This is a genomic window from Pseudomonas sp. 43mfcvi1.1 (assembly GCF_900115935.1).
GTDB lineage: Bacteria > Pseudomonadota > Gammaproteobacteria > Pseudomonadales > Pseudomonadaceae > Aquipseudomonas > Aquipseudomonas bijieensis.
Genome location: NZ_UETT01000007.1, coordinates 207,417 through 230,374, shown reverse-complemented (window position 1 = coordinate 230,374; position 22,958 = coordinate 207,417). Strand labels below are relative to the sequence as shown.

Here is a 22,958-nt window from a genome sequence, read left to right as displayed (position 1 = left end):
TTTTTTACTCAAACATTCGTCGTAGCCTAGCGTCGCATACATTGCGTGAAAAAAAGATCAACAACTCAAACGCTTCACGGCACGGTAATCTGCCGGGACGGGCTTGGGTCGAGTTGGCGTCCCATTTCACAAATCAAGAGCGTGATCGAGTCGGCGTTACGAAGTATGACGTCGATGCGCTTGTCCGGCAAAATCGGATCGAGAAAATCATCACGAGCGTTATCCATGGTTCTGGCGCCGGTTATCCTGAGGATTTCCCGGGTGGTTTCCTTGTACCCAGGCAACAGTTCCATCTTCTTGTCGGTGTTATCCGTGCTGTCCCATTGCGTAAACAGTTTTGACTTGGGTGTGGTCAATGACAGTCCGTTGAGTTGCAGGTCCTTTTGCTTGTCGTATTGCGACTTTCCTGAATAAGTCGCTGTTGAAATCAAGTCCAGAAAGGGCAGCGAGGCATCCAGGTAGATGAAATCGAACGTATTGAACAACTGGTGGGAAACTTCGTGGATGAAGGTCGCCCCCTGGGCATGGGCATCGACATTAAAGGACGACGGTACGACGGCCTTGTACCAATCCAGGCCCATGTCGAAGAAAAACTGCGTGATGTAGATTCTTCCGACGGCCGCGGGCTCAAGTACGAAGGCGGTCGCTCTATCTTCCAGGTGCTTGAGGTGGCCGACCACGATGCGCTCGGCATTTTGCAACTCCCAGGACGGATCGGCCAATGCCCGGCATATGGGCGAGATCGCCGCCTCTATCTTGCTGATAAGACGGGCGTCGATGCTGTCGACCCCAAAAAACAGTTTGAGGAAACTATCCAGCCGAGAGCCCGTAAGCGGTCGTCGCTTGAATTGCTCAAAGTTGTGAAGGGCATTGAATGAATAGAACCTCGCGGTCTCCAGTGCCTGGACAATCATATTGGCGCGGTAAGGATACTTCCTGCGTATCTCAGACATTCCCCGCGCTTCAATATTCAGTGAGCCCTTGGCTTTGAAGTCGCTGTAGGTGACGGCCATTTTCGACCCTGCTTTGCCGAAGCGTATGGTCTGGCGTTGTGGATCGAGTTCCCATGTCCGGCCGTCAGACGATTTTTTCAGCAGCGGCCCCTCTCCGTGCTCATGCACGATTCGCCAGGTTTGGTTGGCTCTCGCCACCTGGAAGACTTTGCCGGCGAAGGGGACATAACGCCTGCCATTTTCCAGTGCCTTGTAGATTTTCTCGATCGGGTCTATTTGCAAGTTCGCCAGGCTGATACCCATGGCCTCAAAAACGTTCAGGTCGGTCCGAATCTGGGCGGTGGAAGCGATGTTCTTCCAGTCGCGCTCCAGTGTCGCGCCTTGCGAGACCGGTTCTATGGGATCGAGAAGACCGAATGTATCCTCACGATTCAGCATGCCCAGCGACACCATTTCTGCGGCACCGGCGATAAAATCGTGCAAGCCTGTTTTCCAGTCATGCTGCTGCAAGGCTTCGGCTGAGGTCTTGAAGTCCTGATAGCTTTCCCAGAGGGTTTCGATAAAAGTCAGTTTGCCCGCCAATTGCCCGCCCACCAGCTTGACGCCGGAGGTGAACAGGTGCAGGACTGTTCTCCAATCAAGCTGACGGTTTTCAATTGTCTGTGTGGTCAGCATGTCCGATAACAATGCCGCATTGTCGTTGAACAATGTGTCGAGCAGATTGGTCTGGATAGGATTGGAGGCCAGGGTCATTTCCGATCGCTGCCCGAGCGTGGCGGCGAGCAGGTTTCTGAAAATGGCCTGCTGGTTCTCGGGAAGCCGGCGAATCAGCAGGCCCTGAAGCGATCCTGAGGTATTGAGTGCGGCTATAACGCTTTTTTCGTCCTTGAACTCGCTGAAGCAATGACCCTCATGGTAAGGCGAGTACAGGACCTGGGGGCCTGCTGCATCGAGGCTCGATCCGATCAAGTAAAGCCCCAGCGCCTTGACCGGCACCGCGCCGCCGGTCTTGATCAATTCCAGGGGGCGAATAACCGCGCTGGCACCCTCAACCGCTTTGCGGGCGATGGCATCAGGCATGTCCATCACCTGACGGATCAGGTCGAAAGCCAGGGGGGAAAGGTGTTGTTGTAGATGACGAGCGTGAGCGTGTTGCAGCAACTGCCAGGGTAATTGTTGGCGGAAGGCTGTTTTTCTTTGCTGGACATCCGCGGTGGTGCCGGACAGTTTTTGCGCTACATGTTTTTTATAGTCGGTAGAGATATTCAATGAGGACAACATTTGCCGGACAGCGGTTTCGTTCAGGCCGTCCGGCAGCTTCTGCGTGGACGTCGAAGACACTTTGAAGCCTTTGCGGGTCACTTCGATGTGCTGCAAGGCAAAGTCGGTCAGCGAACTGGCCGGCCCGACAATGGCAAGGTTCGGCGTGATCTGGATGGTATCGGGGTCAAGGTTCTTTGCAGCGAAGCGTGCGTCCAACAGCATTTTGAGTTTATTACGTGCATAGGTTCGCAGCGGCTCGATACCGTCCAGGTAGTCCTTGCCGTCGGCCACGCTGTTTTTATATTGCTCAAGCAATTCAATGTGCAGGCGTTGGTCTTCAAGCACCGCTGCGCCGAGCCAGGCGGGAAGTTTCTGTTGCCGTCTGTTGGCCTGGGCGATGTGTGTGGCGCGCTTGAGGTTGGTGGGCGCGCCTTTGTTCAACATTGCCTGAAGGCTTTTTAGTAATGCATTGCCGGTCAGTTGCCAGCTTCCGGCTTTCAACGTGCTCAGATACCCTTGCTCGGCCTCGAAGTGTTTGATGAACGAACTCATTCGATTCACCAGCACGTTATCTTCGATCAGTTCGTACGCCTGGAGCTGATAACGCCCATGTGGCTTGCGTTGGTCGGGCGTGAGGTTGGTGAGCAAACCAAAGCGCTTTCGGGAGTCGAGCAGGTGCCGATTCAGTTGCTGGGTGGCCACTTCGACGGACGAAAAGGCCTGCAAGCCATCGGCGGGTGTCCAGAGGATTGCCATGCCCGAATAGGGTGTATCGAGTCCTCCGCGTTCAGTTAATAGAAAGCAGTTGGCGAGGGGCATATAAGCCGTTCGATCTCCTACGCTGCAGACCAGCGTCAACGAATAGACATCCGGTCGAAACCCCCTGACCCCGATACGTTGTGAGCGGTCCGGATATTCTGAGTCGTAGGCAAAGACTGTTCTGATCAAGTCATTCGCAATCGCCGGCAGGCTCGCGTTGAGTTCCCTGAGTTCGGCTTCGGCGCGTATGCCTAAGGAAAAAACATTGATCAGTTCAGGCAGTAACTGCCTGAGCCCGTTGTGCAGCGAAACGCCATGGGATGCTGGCAACCGAATAAAGAGGCCATTGAAAGCCTTTTCAACATCGGTATAGCTCTTGACCTTTCTTTCCAGTTGATCGGCCATGAAGTTGGACGGGCGCAGACTTCCATGAAAGGCGGGATGAGTCCCCCAATGTCCGGCGGTTGGCTGGCTCAGCAGGCTTTTGTTGATGAAGCTGCGTATATCCAAGGCTTTGTCGATGAGCGGGTGAATGTCGACATCGCCCTGGCGAGACATTTCCAGCGCGTAATGAAGATTATCCTTCTGCTTTTTGATGATTGCGTTCGCCAGGGATTCGGACACGGGCAAGTCCAGTGGTTCGCCCGAGACCTGTGGCTCGTCAAAACGCAGGAAGCGGTTGCGCTCTTCCAGGCCCAGGAGGCTATAGAGTGCTTCCTTTTTTGCGGTGGTTGCGGGGTTACCGAACAACGCTTCCTTGAACCCCAGGTAGTTGTCTATCTTCTGAAAACCATGAATGGGGGTATAGAGGTAGTTTCCTTTGGCGCTGATCATCAGAGAGCCTGCAAGCTCTACATAGTGCGGCTCGTATTCCCAGAGGCGAATCGTTTCGATGAACAACAGCGCCTCGTCCCGGCGGGAAGGCCGGAACAGTCGCAGCAACTCGCGACTTTGTTCATCCGTCAGTTGCCTTTTTTCCCGTTCCACCAGGATCGCAGCCCAGAGCCCATCGTGGATGACTTGGGAAAGCAGTTTGCGCCGAGACATATAGACGCGCGCTGTTGTGTTTTCCCAGAAGGCATCGAGGCAGCCCTGAAGTGTCGGAATCAGTTTCCTGGCCGTGTCCTTTATGATGTTTTCCCATTGCAGCGGGGTGTAGGACGATGGGAGTGTGCCCGGGTGGGTCAGATCGATGTCATGCCCGGGCGGCCAGCCTTGGTTATGGAAGTAGCCCAGGATGGCGTCGCTCAGTGGAATGCTTTCGGTCACCTGGATTGCCTTTGGACCTGCCAGGTGCCCGCCCTTGCTGAATGCCACGCGGATCTGTCGATGATCCAGGTCCGGCAGTGCCTCGCTCAATATCTGGTCAAGCATCGATCGTAACGAGGGCAGTCTGATCAGCTCGTTCACCATGGCCAGGGCATTGAGGCTCTGGGCGTCCTCGATGGATTTGAGTTGAGCCTGGAACACATCCTCTTCGATGAGTTGCCGGGTCTGTCTGATGTTGGTCGTGCTGATCAATTCGCTGCGCTGGGAAATCGACAGGAGGCGAAACAGGTCGTCGCGTTGCACAGCGTCCTGGCGTATCCGATCGATCTTTTGTTCGAGGGATGCCAGGTTGTCGAGTTTTTCGATTCCACCACTGGGTGTGTAGAGGAACGCCGGTTGGGTGCTCGATGCGCTGCGGTCTGTCGAGGTGCTGAGGGCAAGGCAGCCGGCCAGTGCGATGGGCGGTTTGTTCTCGGCTTGCAACAGAATCGTTTCGGCGAACATCGGTGGCGTCTGCGCCGTGCGCCGGATGTGGTTGGGCAGGGCGATATGGTGTAACCAGTCGAGGTCTGCCTGGGTCAGCCCGTGGGTGGCGGTCAATTGGTCCAGGCGATGGGCGTTCAATACCTCGGGAAATAAAAGTGGTGTGGTTTCAGTGAGCATCGTTGCTTCTCGATCAAGGCGCCTCAAGGCGGCGCGAACGTGGAGGAAGCCGCCAGACTAGGCAACGATGAATGGGCAAAGGTGGTACATAGTTACCGCACGCTGGGTTTGAGGCCTCTCAGGCTGGAATATCGATGCAAGCGGACCTACCGCTATCGCGAGCAGGCTCGCCCCCACTGGAGAGCTGTGGCGGCTTTTGCGAGCAGGCTTTGCTCGCACCGCGAAGCGGTGTTTAATCACCCGGCGAGTCCTTTACGCTGTTGCTACCTCCAACAATCATTCTGGAGCTTCAGATGTCTGCGCCATCCGATCATGCCGCTTCTTGCACCTTGTCCTACGATGCTCTGGTGAACCTGCTGGAGAAGATTTTCCTGCGTCATGGCACGTCGACCGACGTTGCGCGGTGCCTGGCTGAAAACTGTGCCGGGGCCGAGCGCGACGGAGCCCATAGCCATGGGGTGTTTCGCATTCCCGGTTATGTCTCGACGCTCAACAGCGGTTGGGTCAACGGTCAGGCTGTGCCGACGGTCGAAGATGTCGCATCAGGGTTTGTCGCAGTGGACGCCGGTAACGGGTTTGCCCAGCCAGCCCTGGCCGCCGCGCGTCCATTGCTGGTGGTGAAGGCTCGCAGCGCCGGTATCGCTGTCCTGGCCATTCGCAACTCCCATCACTTCGCCGCGCTCTGGCCGGATGTCGAGCCGTTTGCCTATGAAGGCCTGGTGGCGTTGAGTGTGGTCAACAGCATGACGTGCGTGGTGCCCCATGGCGCCGACCGTCCATTGTTCGGCACCAATCCCATTGCCTTCGCCGCACCGCGGGCCGACGGCGAGCCGATTGTCTTCGACCTCGCCACCAGCGCCATCGCCCACGGCGACGTACAGATTGCCGCACGCAAGGGCGAGTTGTTGCCGCCGGGCATGGGCGTGGACAGCCTCGGCCAGCCGACCCGCGACCCCAAGGCGATTCTCGAAGGTGGTGCGCTCCTGCCATTTGGCGGGCACAAGGGCTCGGCGTTGTCGATGATGGTCGAGTTGCTGGCCGCCGCCCTGACTGGCGGTAATTTTTCCTTCGAATTCGACTGGCACAACCATCCGGGCGCCAAGACGCCGTGGACCGGCCAGTTGTTGATCGTGATCGACCCGAGCAAGACCGCCGGGCAGGATTTCGCCGAGCGCAGCCAGGAATTGGTCAGGCAGATGCATGGCGTCGGGTTGCGCCGGTTGCCGGGGGATCGTCGCCATCGCGAGCGCAGCAAATCCAATGAACATGGGATTACCTTGGACGAGCAGGCCTTGGCGCAGTTGCGCGAGTTGGCGGGGAGTTGAACAACCTGAGAGCGACCCCATCGACCGGGGCCGGTGCCTTGCCGTGACACGCTGCGCCAAGCCTTTTACTATGACGGCTTCTTTTCTCTGGAATCGCCTGGATGAGTAAGCCCGGCCAAACGGTGCTGGTTGCGCTGCGCAAGATGATCGCCTCGGGCGAGCTGGCCGCTGGTGAGCGCTTGATGGAAGTCCCCACGGCTGAGCTGTTCGGTGTTTCGCGCATGCCGGTGCGCATGGCGTTCCGCACCCTGGAGCAGGAAGGGTTGCTGGTGCGCTTCGGCGGACGAGGTTTCCAGGTACGTTCGGTCAGCGCCGAGCAGATCGCCGGGGCCGTGGAGGTGCGTGGCGTGCTGGAGGGCCTGGCGGCACGGCAGACGGCCGAGCACGGTTTGTCTGAAGAGGCCCGCGCGATACTCGAGCAATGCCTGCTGCAGGGCGATGAACTGTTCGCCAAGGGCTATGTGACCGAGGACGACCTGGAGGTCTATCACGACCTCAACATGCGCTTTCACCAGGTGATCGTCGAAGGCAGCCACAACCCGGCGATTGCCGATGCCCTGGCCCGCAACGATCATCTGCCATTCGCTTCAGTCACGGCCCTGGCGGTGGATCGCCAGAACATGGCCGGCGAGTTTCGCCGCTTCAACTATGCCCATATGCAACACCATTCGGTGTTCGACGCCCTGATCAACCGCCAGAGCGGCCGTGCCGAGGCCATCATGCGCGAGCATGCCAATGCGACCCTGCGCTACGCCGAAGTGTTCGGCTCGACGCTGGCTGACGAGCGGATGAAGGTGATTCTGCGTTCGGAGTGAACAACCCCAATTGTGGATGACTGCTGGATTTGTGACCCACCACAGACCCCCTGTGGGAGCGAGCCTGCTCGCGAAAGCGGTGGGTCAGTCACCCTCGATGCTGCAGAACCGACGCCATCGCGAGCAGGCTCGCTCCCACAATGCCGGTGTTAGAGGTCCAGTACCAAGACTGGTGTCCTGGACCTGGAACAACACGGTGTGAACTGGTCGTTGCCGGCCTGTTCCGCCTCGGTCAGAAACATGTCCCGATGTTCCGGTACACCTTCCAGCACACGCGTCAGGCAGGTGCCGCATACACCTTGCTCGCAGGAAATCGGAATTTCGATGCCATGGCTCTCCAGTACCTGCACCACACTGCGGTCCGCCGGCACCTCGAACACTTGGCCGCTGCGGGCCAGCTTGACCGAAAAGCTGCCATCGGCGCGGGTATCGGTGGGGGCGGCGGCGAAGTATTCGCGGTGCAGGCAGGCTTCTTGCCAGCCCTGGCTCTTGGCTGTGTCGAGGATGTGCTGCATGAAACCACCGGGCCCGCACACGTAGAGGTGCAGGTCATCGCCGGGCGCGGCCAGGACCCTGGCGGCGTCCAGCTGGGTTTGCGGTTCTTCATCGAAATGCAGGAATACCCGGTCGGCGTAAGGGGATTGTCGCAGGCGCTCGACAAAGGCCGCGCGGTCCCGGGCGCGGGCGCAGTAATGCAGCTCGAACGTCGCACCGCTCTGGGCCAGGTGCTCGGCCATGCACAGGATCGGCGTAATACCGATGCCACCAGCGAACAACAAGCTGCGCCGGGCTTGCGGGGCGAGGGCGAACAGGTTGCGCGGTTCGCTGATGTGCAAGCGCATGCCTGGCTGGATCAGCTCATGCAGGCTGCGCGAACCACCGCGGGACGCCGGATCCTTGAGCACGCCGATGAGGTAGCGATGCCGTTCCTCGGGATGATTGCACAGCGAGTACTGGCGAATCAGCCCGCCGGGCAAATGCACGTCGATATGGGCGCCGGCGGTGAAGGCCGGCAACGGCTCGCCATCGACACGCGTCAGCTCGTAGCTGCAGATGTCGAGGGCTTCGTTGTGTCGCGCCGCGACCTGGACTTCGATCATGGCCGCTGCTCCGCCACTTGCGGTTGATGGCTGCTGGCGATCAAACCGGCCTGTGCTTCCCGTTCCCGTGCGATCCAGCGCTCCAGCACCCGACGGGACTGCACACCACCGGCATCGATGTTGAGCTTGAGCAAATTGCGTTGCGGATGATCCAGCAGGTTGCGCTGTTGGCGCTCGAGCATTTCCAGGTCTTCGCTGAAAATCTTGCCTTGGCCTTCGCGAATGGACGCGGTAAGGGCTTCATCCTGCGGTTGGAAATGTCGCGCCATGCCCCAGAAATACCAGATCGAGGTCTCGGTTTCCGGCGTGATGAAATCCACCACGATGCTCGATGCCTTGAATTGCGGCGCGGCGTGATAACCGCCGTTGCCAGCATGGGCGACACCCACTTCGATCAGTACATGGCTGGGCGGGGTGAAGCGGCAGATCTGCCAGCGGTCCACCGGCACATCGTCGGCCAGGTTGTTGCCGCGCAAGGCCATGCGCCAGAACGGCGGGGCCATGATGTTTTCCATGTGCCGGGCGGTAACCACTTCGTCACCTTCGACCGTGGTCACCGGCGGCGCCTCGTCGATTTCCTTCTGGCCGATGCTTGAGGCATGGACGTAGGTTTCGTGGGTCAGGTCCATCAGGTTGTCGATCATCAGGCGATAGTCGCACTGGATGTGGAACAGGCCTCCGCCATAGGCCCATTCATCGCTTTCGGCCCATTCCAGATGATGGATCAGCGCCGGGTCGGCCAGCGCCTGGTCACCAGGCCAGACCCAGATGAACCCATGCCGCTCCTGGACCGCAAAAGTCTTGTTGCAAGGGAACCCTCGTACCCGCTGCCCTGGCATCTCGACGGTCTTGCCGTCGCTGCCCATCACCAGACCGTGATAGCCGCACACCAGGTTGCCGTTGTCGACATAACCCAAGGAGAGCGGGGCGCCGCGATGAGGGCAGAAATCTTCCACGGCCGCGACCTTGCCCTCATGCCCGCGGTAAAAAACCATCTTCTCACCACAGATCTGGCGACCCAGGGGTTTGTCGGCGATTTCATCGGGGGTGCAGGCAACGTACCAGGCATTTTTGGGGTACATGACGGATCTCCAGGCGGATGTTGTTCTTGTCTGTGGATCCATTAACTCTCTTAACTAATTTGCTTGTCAATTGTTTTGCTGGATTTGTGGATGATTGGTTATTTAGTGGATCCATTGATGCTGAATCGACGATTGCATCAAAACCGATAGGGCGCCGGCACCTGCGCTTCGATAAACCGCTGCATGTGCTCCAGAAAACTGGCTTGCAGCCTGGAAACCGGCCCCTGGATGGGCAGGAGCATGCTGAAGTCCATTTCTATCGCCGGTTCGAAGGCCCGGAAGACGATGCCCTGGCCCCGGTACTCGACGGCACTGATGGCATCCACCAGCGCCACGCCGAGGCCTTGTTCGACGAACGCGCACATGGGCAACGAGAGCTGGGTTTCCAGGCGCAGCTCACGGTCTACGCCATGGGCGGCGAAGATGGCGTCGATGTGTTGGCGTGAGGCAATCGACTGCGGGTAGGAAATGAACGGTTCGCCCTGCAGATCCTCTGGACGGATGGTGGCCTGGTCCTGCAAGCGATGGCCGGCCGGTAGGGCGCAGAGCATACGCGTTGCCAGCAATTTTTCGGCGCGGGGGCTGGGGTAAGTGTTGGGCAGCACGATCAGGCCCAGGTCGCAGCGCTGGCCCACCACCAGGTCCACCACTTCCCGGGACGAATGCACCACCAGTGATATCTGTACTTGATCGTGTTCAGCCATGAACGCGGCAATCGCCCGGGGCACGAATGACAAGCCCATGGCCGGTGCGCAGGCAATGTGCAGGGAGCCGCGCTTGAGCGTGCGGATGTCCTGGGCGGTCCGCGCGATGCGTTCCACGCCTAACAACGAGCGCTGCACTTCCTGATACAGGGTCATGGCCTCGGCGGTGGGTTGCAGCCGCCCCTTGACCCGGTCGAACAGGCTGAAACCGATGTCCTCTTCCAGGCTGGCGATCAGCCGGGTCGCCGCGGGTTGCGAGATGTGCAGCATTTCGGCGGCGCGGGTCACGGTCTGGCCCAGGATCACGGCGCGAAAAGCTTCCAGTTGACGGAGGTTCATAGTGCGCTTCCAGTCCATAACAAAAAGACATGAGATTGCCAAAATAAAGCATTTTTCAAGAGATTGTCATCGCTCTAGGATCGTCCACAACCGCTTTAACCAGCCACAGGGCCGGCACTTTACTAAGTGTAAGGCATCAAAAGCAGCGATAAGAAAGCCATGCAAAAAACTGATGTCATTGTCGTGGGGGGCGGCCTGGTGGGGATGTCCATCGCCTATGGGCTGGCCTTGCTCGGGCGCCGGGTGAGTGTGCTCGATGAAGGCGACGATGCCATTCGCGCGGCCCGAGGCAACTTTGGTCTGCTTTGGGTCCAGGGCAAGGGCTACCGCATGAGCCCATATGCGCAGTGGACGCGGGAATCGGTGGCGCTCTGGCCTCGGTTCGCCAAGGCGTTGCAAGCCGATACCGGCATCGACGTCCATTTGCGCCAACAGGGTGGGTTCCAGTTGTGCCTGAGCGATGGAGAAATGGCCGAGGAAAGCCGTCGGCTGGGTTGGCTGCGTGACGCCTTTGCCGGCGACTACCCCTTTGAATTGCTGGACGCTGCGCAACTACGCACCCGCTTGCCCGGTATTGGGCCAGACGTGGTGGGCGGCTGCTTTTCGCCCATGGACGGCCACGTCAACCCGCTCAAGCTGCTGCGCTCGCTCTACGCCGCCTGCCAGGCGCGCGGGGTCAAACTCATTAACGGCCATCACGTCGATGCTATCGACGCGGGTGCCACGGGCTTCGAACTGCGGGCTGGAGACCAGCGCTGGTCTGCTCGCCAGGTGGTGCTGGCCGCCGGCCTCGGCAATCGGGCGTTGGGGGCCAGGGTGGGGCTGGACGTGCCGGTGCAGCCGAACCGGGGGCAGATCCTGGTCACCGAGCGGCTTGAGCCATTTCTACAGTACCCCACCACCTATGTCCGCCAGACCGATGAGGGCACGCTGCAACTGGGCGATTCCCACGAGTCAGCGGGCTTCGATGACGGCACCGGCAGCCAGGTCATGGCCGCTATTGCCCGGCGCGCGGTGCAGTGTTTTCCACGGTTGGGCCAGGTGCGCCTGGTGCGGGCCTGGGGGGCGCTGCGGGTGATGAGTGCCGATGGCTTTCCGATCTACGAAACGCCCCAGGGCTGCCCGGGGTTGTCGATTGTCAGCTGCCACAGCGGCGTGACGCTGGCCGCTGCCCATGCCTTGCGCCTGGCGCCGTGGATCGCCGGCGAATTCGATGACCCGGCGGTGAAGCCATTCGGGCTGCAACGTTTCAACCCGCAAGCAGAGGTGCGCCATGTCGGCTGACAGCCTGTTCCGGCCGCTGATCTTGGGAGATCACAGCGTGCAAATCGAATTCGAAGGCACGCCGCTCACGGTGCCCGCCGAGGTATCCCTGGCTGCGGCCCTGTTCGCCTGCGGCATTCGCCACACCCGCGAGAGCGCCATCAACGGTCGTGCCGGTGCGCCTTATTGCATGATGGGTGTGTGTTTCGAATGCCTGGTGGAGGTGGACGGACAAGCCAATACCCAGGCGTGCCTGGTGCCGGTACGTTGCGGCATGCGCGTGCGTCGCCAACGCGGAGCCGCTTGCCTGGCACCGTGGGAGGAGGGCGGCGATGAATAACGCAGTCATCGACCTGATCATCATCGGTGCTGGCCCGGCGGGAATGAGCGCTGCGCTCGAAGCCAGGGCTCATGGCCTGTCAGTGGTCGTGCTGGATGAACAGGCCAGCCCGGGCGGGCAGATTTATCGCCAGGTGCTCCAGGCTGACGTACGCAGCCGCGCCGTGTTGGGTGACGACTATGTTGCCGGGGCGAAATTGGCCGCCGACTTTTTGCAATGCGGTGCCCGCTATCTGCCTGGCGCGGCCATCTGGCAGGTGACGCCGCAGCGTCAGGTGCACTACTTGGTCGAGGGGCGCGCTGAAGTCTTGCAGGGGCGCCACCTGTTGATAGCCACCGGGGCCTTCGAGCGGCCGATGCCGATTCCCGGCTGGACCCTGCCGGGCGTCATGACCGCCGGAGCCGGGCAGATCTTGCTCAAAAGCGCGGCCATGGTGCCGGCCACGCCAGTGGTGCTGGCCGGCTGTGGTCCATTGCTCTACCTGCTGGCGGTGCAATACCTGCGCGCCGGGATCGCGCCAGAGGCCTTGGTGGATACCAGCCAGCGAAGCGATCTGCTGCGGGCCTGGCGGGCAATTCCCGGTGCGCTGCGCGGTTGGCGCGACCTGCTCAAAGGGCTGAGGCTGCTGGCGGAGCTCAAGCGTGCCGGCGTCCGGCATTTTCGCAGCGCTTGCAACTTGCGGGTTGAAGGCACGGACCGGGCCTGCGCCTTGAGCTTCGACAGCCAAGGCCGCTCACAGCGCATTCACGCCGATTTGATCCTGCTGCATCAGGGGGTGGTGCCGAACACCCAGATCAGTTGGTCGTTGCGTCTGGAACATGACTGGAATGAACAACAATTGTGCTGGATTGTGCGCCGCAATCAATGGGGTGAAAGCAGCGTGCCGGGCATTTTCATCGCCGGTGACGGTGGCGCCATCGGCGGGGCCCGGGTGGCGCAACTGGAGGGGCGCCTGGCCGCGTTGGCAATCGCTGGCCAGTCCGCGCAAGCGTCTTCCCTGCAACGGGCGTTAGGCCGCGCCCGCGCCATACGGCCGCTACTCGACATCCTGTATCGCCCCGGCATGCAAAATCGCATTCCCGCCGACGACGTCACGGTGTGCCGCTGCGAAGAAGTCAGTGCTGGCGACATCCGCCGTCATGTCGACCAGGGTTGCCTGGGCCCCAACCAGACCAAGGCCTTCGGTCGTTGCGGCATGGGCCCGTGCCAGGGGCGCCAGTGCGGTCTGAGCGTCACTGAAATCATCGCCGAACACCGCCAAGTGTCGCCCGCCGAGGTGGGCTATTACCGCATCCGTTCACCCCTCAAACCTATCACGCTCGCCCAATTGGCCGGCGAGCGTCTCTCCGTCGAGGAACCCACATGAGTATTCAACGCATCGAAAGCAACCCACGCCTGAGCCGCAGCGTCGTGCACAACGGCGTGGCCTGGCTCAGCGGCGTCGTCGCCACCGACTGCAGCCAGAACATCCAGGGCCAGACCCGTCAGGTGCTGCAACGGGTCGATGAACTGCTCGCCGCGTCGGGCAGCGACAAGCACAGGCTGCTCAGCGTGCAGATCTGGATGAAAGACATGGGGCGGGATTTCGCCGCCATGAACGCGCAGTGGAGCGAGTGGGTCGATGCCACGCAGACGCCAGCGCGAGCCACGGCCCAAGTAGCCTTCGATGACCCGCAGATTTTGCTGGAGCTGATTGTCACGGCGGCGGTCTGAGGCCGTCGGCCGGATCACCGTTGTGCTGTCACCGGGCAGGCGACCGCCAGAGTCATCGCCCGGGCTTGTTCACATTGCTGCTGCCATAACGGATGACTTCTATGGAGCGTCCGGAATCAATAACATCGCATCTGGAGCAACTGAATGAACGTTAAACGCATCGCCCTGAAACTGGGTCTCGTCTCGCTGCTGGCTTTCGGCGCGAACCTGCAAGCCGCCGAGTCATCGCTGCGCATCGGCATCGAGGCAGCTTACCCACCCTTCGCCTCGAAAACCCCGGACAACACCATCGTCGGCTTCGACTACGACATCGGCCAGGCGTTATGCGCCGAAATGAAGGTCCGTTGCATCTGGCAGGAACAGGAGTTCGACGGCTTGATTCCGGCGCTCAAGGTGAAAAAGGTCGACGCGGTGATTTCCTCCATGTCCATCACCCCCGAGCGGTTGAAGTCGGTGGACTTCAGCGACCGTTACTACCGGATCCCGGCGCGCCTGGTGTTTCGCAAGGGCAGCGGTATCAACGATATCCCGGCCCAGCTCAAAGGCAAGCGGATCGGGGTGCAGCGGGCGACCAACTTCGATCGTTATGTCACTGATCACTTTGCCCCGGCGGGCGCCGAGGTAGTGCGCTATGGTTCGCAGAACGAAATATTCCTCGACCTGTTGGGTGGGCGCCTGGACGCGACCATGGCCAGTTCGGTGGTGATCGACGAGAGCCTGCTCAAGCGTCCGGAGGGCAAGGACTTCGAATTTGTCGGGCCCAATTTCACCGAGGAACAATACTTCGGTACGGGCATCGGCATTGCGGTACGCAAGAACGATGCGTTGGCGAGCCGTTTCAATCAGGCGCTGGCGACCATTCGCGCCAACGGCACGTACGACAGGATTCGCCAGAAGTACTTTGATTTCGATATCTACGGCGAGTAAATCTCGGGGTGTTTTCGGCCCGCAGGCATTGGCTTGCGGGCTGTCTTACCGGCTTGTTGCGGCACAACACGGAGTGATCCATGAAAACCAAAGCGGTACTCACTGAACAGGACGTTGAGCAATTGCTGGTGACGGCCAAGAAACTGGCGCACCAGCGTCAATGGGCGGTGTCGATCTGCGTGGTGGACGACGGTGGTCATCCCCTCGGGCTGTCGCGCCTGGACGATGCCTCGCCGTTATCGGCCTATATCGCCACCGAAAAAGCGCGCACCGCCGCCATGGGCCGGCGCGACAGCAAGGTCTTCGAAGACATGATCAACGGTGGCCGCTACGCTTTCCTCAGCGCCCCGCACCTGCAAGGCATGCTCGAAGGCGGCGTGACCATCCGCCACGACGGCCAGTGCATCGGCGCTATCGGTGTATCCGGCGTCAAGGCCGAGCAGGATGCCGAACTGGCTCGTTTGGCGGTGGAGGCGGTGATTACTCCGGATGCCTGAGGCTTCGGTCGAGTCGCGAAGGCGGCCTGACAGCCGGCCTGGTTCTTGGTGGGACCGCGTTTCTCCTGTGGGAGCGAGCCTGCTCGCGATGGCGGTGGGTCAGTCAACAAATGTATTTACAGCCCCCGAACGCTTTCTCGAGCAAGCCCGTCTCCACCAAGGTTTGCACAAATCTTCCAGACACGCGCCTCATCAGCAGTTAATCTGCCAAGAGCACATTCACTGAACGGGACAGGGCATGACCGCGCGCAACTGGATCGATCTCAAGCAGGACGCCACGTCCGGCATCGAGACCGTGCGCGCGCATTTCGAGGGGCATGCCTACGATCCCCATTGGCATGACGCCTATCTGGTGGGCGTGACCGAACAGGGCGTGCAGCAGTTTCATTGCCGTCGCCAGCAGCACAACAGCACGCCGGGCAAAGTGTTCCTGCTTGAGCCCGGCGAGCTCCACGACGGCAATGCCCCTCACGCTCAAGGGTTTACCTACCGCACGTTGTACCTGGAGCCCCACTGGCTGGAGCGCGAGTTGCGCTCCTTGTTCGATGTGGCGCCGGACAATGCCCAGTTGGGGTTTGCTGCCACCCTGACTGACGATGCGCGGCTGGCGAATGCCACGGCCTTGGCCTTCCAGAGCTTGCATGAGCAGGAGATTCGCATCGTGCGCCAGACGGCCCTCGATACCCTGTTGGCCAACCTGACCCAACACCTGCAATGGCGCGCACGGATCAACCCCGACCCGCGCCTGCCATTGGTGGCGCAACAGGCCCGGGATTATCTGCATAGTCATCTGAGTGAAGACATCGGCCTGGATGACCTGGCGCGGGTCACCGGCGTGGATCGTTTCCGCCTGACCCGGGCGTTCAAGGCGGCTTTCGGCCTGGCGCCCCATGCCTATCTGATCCAGTTGCGCCTGGCCCGCGCCCGACGCCTGCTGGCCTGTGGCGAGAGCGCCGTGGCGGTGGCGGCCATGCTCGGTTTTGCCGACCAGAGCCACTTGGGCCGCTGGTTCCAGCGCGCCTACCGTTTGAGTCCGGCGGACTACCGCAAGCGCTGCTCAATTGTTCCAGACTGACCACGCCTTCGTGGGGATGATCAAGGCATCGATCATCCACCGAGACGTTGCTCCATGGACCAGTTACTGCCGTTTGCCTTGTTCGCCTTTGTCGCCTCCATCACCCCGGGCCCGACCAATATCCTGGTACTGAGCCACAGCTCGCGCTTCGGCCTGGCAACCACCGTGCCGATCATCCTCGGTGCCTGCGCCGCGGCGGCTTTGCTGGTGTTGCTGGTGGGCACGGGATTGGGCGATTTACTGGCGCGCCACGCTACGGTGCAGACCGCGCTTTCATGGGCGGGCATTGCCTGGTTGAGCTGGATGGCCTGGCAGATTTTCAGCGCACCGGCCCAGGCCATCGACCCGGATCGGCCGGTCGAAGGCCCGCGTCTGGGCCTGGCAGGGGCCGCCGGATTGCAGTTGGTGAACCCCAAGACCTGGATGATGGCGTTGGCCGTGGTCAGCGTTTTTGCCGGCGCCGAGGCCGACCGTACGGTGCGGGTACTCTGGCTGTCCCTGGCGTTTTTCGCCATTTCGATTCCATGCATGACCGTCTGGGCTTATCTGGGGCTTGGTGCGGCCCGGTTCTGTCGTTCCGCCGTAGCGATGGGGCGGTTCAACCGGGTCATGGCGGTGATGCTGCTGGTGTCGGCGTGGTTGACGTTGGTGATGTAGCTGCGACGTACCTTTATCACCCCGGGTACCGCAATCCCTTGCAACGGTTGGACGGTATCAAAACACAGTTGATTTGGAGAGCATCGGCCACGCCAGAACTCAAAGTGCGTTAGCGCTCGAACGAACAAACGACCCCAAGGAAGGAGGTCCAGCATGTCCACTCAAGATACCCACATCGATTTTATCCAGGCCAGGTTGCCCGTCTGGTTGAAGCGGGCCACACGGGCCCAGCAGAGACGTTTCAAAGTGCTCAGCCGGCAATTGCAGCGCGACAGTGATGCGCTCAATGCACTGCTCACCGACCTGCCGGGGCCCTATGCGTTCACCCTCGATCGGCTCAAGACCCAGCCGCAAGTACAGGATTGGAACCAGGTGATTGGCACCGGCACTGTGGCGGATGCGGTACGCCGGGCCAAGGTCAGGCGAAGTTCCTTCATCACCGACCCCTCGCTGTCGGTGATCGAGGCGGCCATGCGCAATTACCCTCCCGCCGACGCGGTTGTCGGCAGCGATTTCGATAACAAGGGCGAACTTTTCATCCAGGGCCAGCGAGGGGAGTTCTCTCTAGGGGACGCCTCGTCGGACACCGCGACACTGGCCACGACCCCGGCCAGTTTCGCCAGCCTCTGTCGCCGCATGGATGTGGGCGGAGCCTATCGACAGTTGCTCGAACACAAAATGCCTCGTATTGCCAATGAGGTGCCCGCGATTGCAAAGGCCTACATGGCGTACGCACGCAGCCAGCTCGCCTATGACGCCTACGAAGCCAGGCTGGATGGGCGCCTGGATGAAACCGGTGAACGCTTGCTGGCCCACGTGGGCGTTCATCTTGAAGAGCGGCCCGTCGCTTCCCTTGCCTGCGAGGTCAAGGTGCTGGAGTTGCTCTCGGCGCCCTTGTTCGGTGTGCGGGTGTACTGGGGGCTGAAGGGCGACGTCCATGGCGTTCGCCCGATCGTCTTGCACATGCCCCATGACACCGTGGCGCCGCTCAAGCAGTTCCCAAGCCTGCAGGCGCTGTCGGCGGAGCTCACCGAACGGGTGCGCAAACGCCGCTATCGCCAGGGCCTGATGCATTACCTCCCGTTGCGTCTGCAGACCAGCCTGGGCACGGCGCTGCACGATCAAGTGGAGTGGACGGTGACGGACAACCTCAATCTCTTCCAGGAAATTTATGCGCGCATCACCGGTTGGCGCGAGGGTGAGCGGGGCGAGGATGGCAGCCACCGGCGCATCCGGATACCCACGCCCAAGGTGGCCTGGGGCCTGAAGGACCTGCGTGAGGACCATTGGCACGCCTGCTATCACGAGTGGCGCGGCCACGCCCTGGCCAACGCCTCGGCGCTGATGGTCCCGACGCGGGACCAGGACTGGCGCGCGCTGCTGGCTCGCATCGACTATTGGGAGAGTCTTATCGAGCGTTCGCTGATGGTCGCCGCGACCTTCTTCCCGTTTTGCGCGCCTATCGGCATGACCGCCGCGGCGGTCGGTGGCGTGCGCCTGGTGTACGAAATCTTCGAAGGCATCCAGGCATTCAATGAAGGCCACGCGCAAGAAGGGATCGAGCATATCTTCAACGTGCTGTTCGGGGTCGCTCAAGGCGCTTACCTGGGATTCGTCGGTGGGGCCATTGAACCCATGCCGGTGAGTGACGGCACTACGCGCCTGTGGAATGGCGACATCAGTGCCTTCGAAGCGCAACGCTTGCCCCCCGTGGAGGCCGAGCAGGACGCCTGGGGTGTCTGGCGCACGACAGACGAGGCGTGGGTGCGTATCGAGGACCGCTATTTCGAAGTGCAGGGCAGCAAGGACGCTTTGAACCTGCGCCTGCCGGCCGGGCACCGAGGTGTGAGGCCGCCGCTGGAGTGGAGCCGTGCCCGCGGCTGGCAGTGGGCCCATCGCAATCCGTTGCAGCGAGATAGCCTGGCGTTGTTGCGTGCCTTTGCCGAGACGCCCGCCGAGTTGAACGACAACGCGCTCCTGGCCTTGCAACGGCAGGTTGGCATCAGCGAGGCGCACCTGCGCTACCTGCAAGTCGAGGGCCAACCGATGCCGGCGATATTGGCCGACGCCTTGGATGAGGCACGTAACTGGCAAGGGCTGCGGCAGGCCATTGGACGCCTGCGCCGGGGCGAAGCGCCGGGGGGCACGCATTTTCGCATCGCTCAGACCCTCGTCGATCTACCGGGATGGCCCGAAGGCTTGACGTTGCGCTACCACGATGGCGTGAGGCTCTACCCGGTGGGTGACATCGCCGACACGCGCTTCTTGTTGTTGAGCAAAACGGACCTGGAGCACGACGCCTGGGCGGCCCGCATCCTGGGAAACTTGAGCATGGACGAGCAGAGTGTGCTGCTCGGGCAACGCAGTTTCGGCCTGCTCCCGTTGGAGCGCAGTCGCTTGTTGGCCGGACGCTGGGCCGGGTACCTGGAGCACAATGCCACGCGTGTGAGCGCGGCCATGGCTCGTCACATCGGGCGCGATCCCTTGGCCGTTGCGGTGACCCGGACTTTTCCGAGTCTGACCGAATCCATCGCCAACGAGCTGGTCCATGAGATTTCAGGTCATGATCGGTTGCGTTTGCTCGAAGGCAAGGTGAGCGAGAATCTGGGCAAACAGTGTGCCGAAGCCTTGCGCGAGCTGCGCCTGACTCGTGCCCTGCGCGCCCTGGAACGCGGCGAAAGCACCGTGGATCGTGACCGCATCGTCATCGGCCTGCTGGGCAATGCGTCCCGGTTGCAAGGCCGCGTGCATCTGCGTCTTTGGCTGCGCGAGCTGCACGACCCGATAACGCTGGGGAAGGATGGCCCCTTGAAAACCATTCGCCAGGAAGGCGAAAAATATCGCCCCTTTGACGAAACCGGCGAAGAACTGGCAGGGGCCATGAGCCTGGAGGACGCGCTGCTGAGGGCATTGTCGGACGACGCGCGCCAGGCGCTGGGCCTGAATATCTGGGAGGCGGATAAGCTTCGGACCCAATTACTTGCCCAGGCCCTGGATGATCGGCAAGGCCTGCGCCCCTATCTGTCGATGAGGCGCCAGGGCAGCGTCGGATCTCGGCCGCAATGGTTGAACGGGCACTTGGTGTATCCCCTCAGCGGTCGTGGCAGGCTACCGCTGCAAGTCTGGCGCGGCAGCCTGGAGCAGCGTCTCGAGCGGCTCTATCCCAGCCATGGAGGGCAAAGTCTCGCACAGCTACGGGCGAGCCTGACCGAACAGGCCGAGCGCCAAGGCATCAGCCTGGGCGAGTTGGTCGGCCAGTTGGAAAGCGAATGGACCACGTTGGACGATGGACTGCGCCAGTGGGTGGACCATGAAGGTTTCCACCATCCCAACGAACAGCAGCACGACCGTGAGACCCTGGTTGGGCAACGCCATGCCATCGCCAGGGAACTGCGCCGTGCCTGGCAGCGTACACCTGATCCGGGACAGGAGGGCAGCGAACTGGCACTGCGCCTGAGGTCTTTCGACGTGGGCCGGTTGCCCCCCATCAGCGCGCGTTTCGAGCATATCCGCTCGTTGGTGCTGAGCCATATGGCCCTTAGCGAGGACCCGTCGGACTTCCTGAGGCTGTTCCCCAACATCGACACGTTGCACCTGACGGGCAATCAGCTCACCACGATCCCGGTGGCGGCAGGCGAGTTACGTTTTCTAGTGGAACTGTCAATGGACAGCAATCCGCTCCATCTGAACGAGAATGTCTTCACGCCGTTGACCGGAGTTGAACCCGCTAGCCGTATATGGACCCTGGGTCTGTCAGGGATCAGTAGCGGCCCGGAGACGGGAACCAGTGCGCAGGTGATCGCTGCCATTGACAGCCTGGCCGCGCTGCCGGAACTGCGGGAAGTGGTATGGGCCGATAACCTGCATTTCACGCCCGAGCAGTTGCAGGCGCTGACCCGGTTGCCGGATTTGCGAGCGCTGGAGCTGTCGCGCTGTGGCCTGCGCCTGGATGAGGAGGGCAGTGCGTTTCTGCGTACCGCGACGCGTTTGGAAGACCTGCGCCTGAGCGAAAACAGCTGCAGGGACCTGCCCGACTTGCCGGAGCTTACGAACCTGTCCGAGCTGGAACTGGCCAGGACCGGACTCGATCGGGTGCCCGCATTGGCATTGGCGGTGCTCTCCAGGCATTCGTCCGATGGATTCGTCCTCGATCTTCGAGGCAACCGCATCACCAATATCCAGGATGACTTGCTTCCCTTGCTCAACAGCTTGCCAGATCGGGACTCACCGGACATATGGCTTGATGACAATCCATTATCCAGTGTTCAGATCCAGGCCCTTCGCGCCATATTTCCCGAGTCTTTCCAGTACACCGTCGATGACTGGCTCTATATTTCACCGAACCTGCAGAGAGCGCTGGAAGTCGCCCGCGACGATCCCGGGATGCGGAATTTCATCGACTGGTTCTCCGCCGGCATCCGCAACACCGATGCCCAGACGCCTGTCGGGTTGTCTTTCGGTGATCGCCGGCGGGCGGCCGCCGTCTTGCAACACTACATCGGCTACCAGAACACTCACGACCCACTCCCGATGCTGGTGGGCGATTTCGACCAGCAATTACGGCAACTGCGCACGCGCCTGCAAGCGCGCATCCTGGACCGGCACACGCCAGACCTTGCTGAGTTGGAAATGCACTTTTCGTTGTTCGAATCGGTGATGCGCGCCCGTCTCGCTCGACAAGGCGTGCCTTATGCCAGTTTCATGGCCGAGCATTACGCCTATTGGAACCATACCCTGACGGAGCGCTACCCCGACCTGGTGCAGCGCCAGGCGTACCTGACCCGGGAGGCGTTCATCGACTGGCTCAGCGATGCCCAGGACACCTTCAACAGCAATGACCAAACCCCGCGAGTGGGAGAAATGACCTGGCGACCGTATCTGGGGTTGATGTCCCGGGAGTGGTCCGAAGGACTGGCTTTCTGGGAAAGGCTGGATGACGACCTGGTGGACGCCTTCAGCGCACCGGTGAGTCCGTCCCGTTGGCCGCAAGTGATGCTGGACAATCTGGTGCAGCCGGACGCCCAGCTACCCAGCCCGCTGGAATCCGTCACCCAAGGCGACCGGATCGTCTGGCGCCGCGTGGGGCTCGAGGCCGTGGCGGATGTGGATTGGGCAGCAGGCCGGCCGGTGATGCTCACCGAAGACCAACTGCGGCGGACCATGGCGATCTACCGCTCGGTCAAGAGCCGGGAGGTCGAGTCGCTGGTGCGCAGGATCACCACGAACCTAGTCAGCGCGTGGTGGGCACCGGGATCGCTATAAACCAGGCGCCGTGGCCTTGAAGATCAACGCCTTCAGGCCACACTCGGGGTCGATGTCCGGAAATTCCGGCGGATTGTCCAGGCGCGCCTCGAACACCAGCCCGGGCGCTTCGCGGATCACCCCATCGATAAGGAAATCCGGGCCGGTGGCCGGATCGTTGCTGCAAGCCAGGACCGTGCCGTCGGCGGCCAGCAGTTCCGGCAGGCGGCGCAGGACCCGCTGGTAGTCCTTGGTCAACAGGAAACTGCCTTTCTGGAAGGTTGGCGGGTCGATGATCACCAGGTCGTAGGGCCCGCTGTTGATCACCTTGCCCCAGGATTTGAACAGGTCGTGGCCGAGGAAACTCACCTGGCTCAAGTCATGGCCGTTCAAGCGATGGTTGTCGCGGCCACGACTCAAGGCCGCGCGGGACATGTCCAGGTTCACCACGTGCCGGGCGCCGCCGGCGATGGCCGCCACCGAAAAGCCGCAGGTGTAGGCGAACAGGTTCAACACGCGCTTGCCCTTGGCGTTTACCCGCACCCAGTCGCGGCCGTAGCGCATGTCGAGGAACAGGCCGTTGTTCTGCTTTTTGCCCAGGTCGATCCGGTAGCGCAGGCCACCTTCAGTCAGGGTCCATTCATCGATGGGCTGGCCCACCAGCCATTGGGTGAGGCTTTGTGGCAGGTAGCGGTGCTGCATCGCTAGCGTATGGGCCTTGCTGTGCTGCCAGGCCGGCGACGTGGCGAGCGCCAGCAGCATTGCGTTCAAATCGTCCAGATGCGTGGGGTCCGGTTCCTTGAACAGCGACACCAGCACTATCCCTTGCAACCAGTCGACAGTGACCTGTTCCAGGCCCTGCCAGCAGCGCCCGCGGCCATGGAACAGGCGACGGGTTTCTTCGGGCACTGATTCCAGGGCTGTCAGCAAGTGGTCGTGAAGGGTTTGAAGGGCTACGCAATTCATTCAGGCA

At 61.2% G+C, this 22,958-nt stretch carries 16 protein-coding genes; 11 read left to right on the top strand and 5 right to left on the bottom strand.

Annotation, left to right across the window (positions count from 1 at the left end; all coding sequences use genetic code 11):
* Positions 1-74 precede the first annotated feature (74 nt).
* Positions 75-4,907 (bottom strand): dermonecrotic toxin domain-containing protein, encoded by a 4,833-nt coding sequence (locus DTP52_RS15725; protein ID WP_109754177.1) that lies wholly within the window; start codon positions 4,905-4,907, stop codon positions 75-77.
* Positions 4,908-5,200: 293 nt separating this feature from the next.
* Between DTP52_RS15725 and DTP52_RS15720 the strand changes: the two genes are divergently transcribed.
* Together DTP52_RS15720 and DTP52_RS15715 are read left to right on the top strand one after the other, a co-directional pair.
* Positions 5,201-6,232: an Ldh family oxidoreductase gene (locus DTP52_RS15720; protein ID WP_109754176.1), complete on the top strand. Its 1,032-nt coding sequence runs from the start codon at positions 5,201-5,203 to the stop codon at positions 6,230-6,232.
* 101 nt (positions 6,233-6,333) lie between these two features.
* Complete coding sequence (locus DTP52_RS15715; protein WP_109754175.1) at positions 6,334-7,047, top strand: GntR family transcriptional regulator; 714 nt, start codon at positions 6,334-6,336, stop codon at positions 7,045-7,047.
* Positions 7,048-7,196: 149 nt separating this feature from the next.
* Here the strand turns inward: DTP52_RS15715 and DTP52_RS15710 are convergent, their stop codons facing one another.
* From DTP52_RS15710 to DTP52_RS15700, 3 genes are all read right to left on the bottom strand, one after another.
* Positions 7,197-8,147 carry a PDR/VanB family oxidoreductase gene (locus DTP52_RS15710; protein WP_109754174.1) on the bottom strand — a complete coding sequence of 317 codons (951 nt, stop codon included), beginning with the start codon at positions 8,145-8,147 and terminating at the stop codon, positions 7,197-7,199.
* On the bottom strand, positions 8,144-9,229 hold the full coding sequence (locus tag DTP52_RS15705) for an aromatic ring-hydroxylating dioxygenase subunit alpha (RefSeq protein ID WP_109754173.1): 1,086 nt from the start codon (positions 9,227-9,229) through the stop codon (positions 8,144-8,146). The genes DTP52_RS15710 and DTP52_RS15705 overlap by 4 nt, the downstream gene beginning before the upstream one ends.
* Positions 9,230-9,366: 137 nt before the next feature.
* Positions 9,367-10,272, bottom strand: coding sequence for a LysR substrate-binding domain-containing protein (locus DTP52_RS15700; protein ID WP_109754172.1), 906 nt, complete (start codon positions 10,270-10,272; stop codon positions 9,367-9,369).
* Positions 10,273-10,431: 159 nt separating this feature from the next.
* Here DTP52_RS15700 and DTP52_RS15695 point away from each other — a divergent pair, with 159 nt between their 5' ends.
* The 9 genes from DTP52_RS15695 to DTP52_RS15655 all read left to right on the top strand — a co-directional run bounded on the left by DTP52_RS15695 (position 10,432) and on the right by DTP52_RS15655 (position 22,006).
* A complete protein-coding gene (locus DTP52_RS15695) occupies positions 10,432-11,556 on the top strand; it encodes an FAD-binding oxidoreductase (RefSeq protein WP_109754171.1) in 1,125 nt (374 codons plus the stop codon).
* The gene (locus tag DTP52_RS15690; RefSeq protein WP_109754170.1) at positions 11,546-11,875 is read left to right on the top strand and encodes a (2Fe-2S)-binding protein; all 330 of its coding nucleotides are present in this window, start codon (positions 11,546-11,548) and stop codon (positions 11,873-11,875) included. The genes DTP52_RS15695 and DTP52_RS15690 overlap by 11 nt, the downstream gene beginning before the upstream one ends.
* Positions 11,868-13,241: an NAD(P)/FAD-dependent oxidoreductase gene (locus DTP52_RS15685; RefSeq protein ID WP_109754169.1), complete on the top strand. Its 1,374-nt coding sequence runs from the start codon at positions 11,868-11,870 to the stop codon at positions 13,239-13,241. Before DTP52_RS15690 ends, DTP52_RS15685 begins: the two co-directional genes overlap by 8 nt.
* Positions 13,238-13,588 carry a RidA family protein gene (locus tag DTP52_RS15680; protein ID WP_109754168.1) on the top strand — a complete coding sequence of 117 codons (351 nt, stop codon included), beginning with the start codon at positions 13,238-13,240 and terminating at the stop codon, positions 13,586-13,588. The genes DTP52_RS15685 and DTP52_RS15680 overlap by 4 nt, the downstream gene beginning before the upstream one ends.
* Before the next feature lie 144 nt (positions 13,589-13,732).
* The gene (locus DTP52_RS15675) at positions 13,733-14,515 is read left to right on the top strand and encodes an ABC transporter substrate-binding protein (protein ID WP_109754167.1); all 783 of its coding nucleotides are present in this window, start codon (positions 13,733-13,735) and stop codon (positions 14,513-14,515) included.
* A gap of 80 nt (positions 14,516-14,595) precedes the next feature.
* Positions 14,596-15,012, top strand: a complete 417-nt coding sequence (locus DTP52_RS15670) for a heme-binding protein (RefSeq protein ID WP_109754166.1) — start codon at positions 14,596-14,598, stop codon at positions 15,010-15,012.
* A 238-nt stretch (positions 15,013-15,250) separates the two neighbouring features.
* Positions 15,251-16,087 carry an AraC family transcriptional regulator gene (locus DTP52_RS15665; protein ID WP_109754165.1) on the top strand — a complete coding sequence of 279 codons (837 nt, stop codon included), beginning with the start codon at positions 15,251-15,253 and terminating at the stop codon, positions 16,085-16,087.
* 54 nt (positions 16,088-16,141) lie between these two features.
* Positions 16,142-16,744, top strand: coding sequence for a LysE family translocator (locus tag DTP52_RS15660; RefSeq protein WP_109754164.1), 603 nt, complete (start codon positions 16,142-16,144; stop codon positions 16,742-16,744).
* Between the two features lie 153 nt (positions 16,745-16,897).
* On the top strand, positions 16,898-22,006 hold the full coding sequence (locus tag DTP52_RS15655; RefSeq protein ID WP_109754163.1) for a dermonecrotic toxin domain-containing protein: 5,109 nt from the start codon (positions 16,898-16,900) through the stop codon (positions 22,004-22,006).
* Here DTP52_RS15655 and DTP52_RS15650 read toward each other — a convergent pair.
* Positions 22,001-22,951, bottom strand: a complete 951-nt coding sequence (locus DTP52_RS15650; RefSeq protein ID WP_109754162.1) for a class I SAM-dependent methyltransferase — start codon at positions 22,949-22,951, stop codon at positions 22,001-22,003. The genes DTP52_RS15655 and DTP52_RS15650 overlap by 6 nt on opposite strands.
* Between the last annotated feature and the right edge of the window lie 7 nt (positions 22,952-22,958).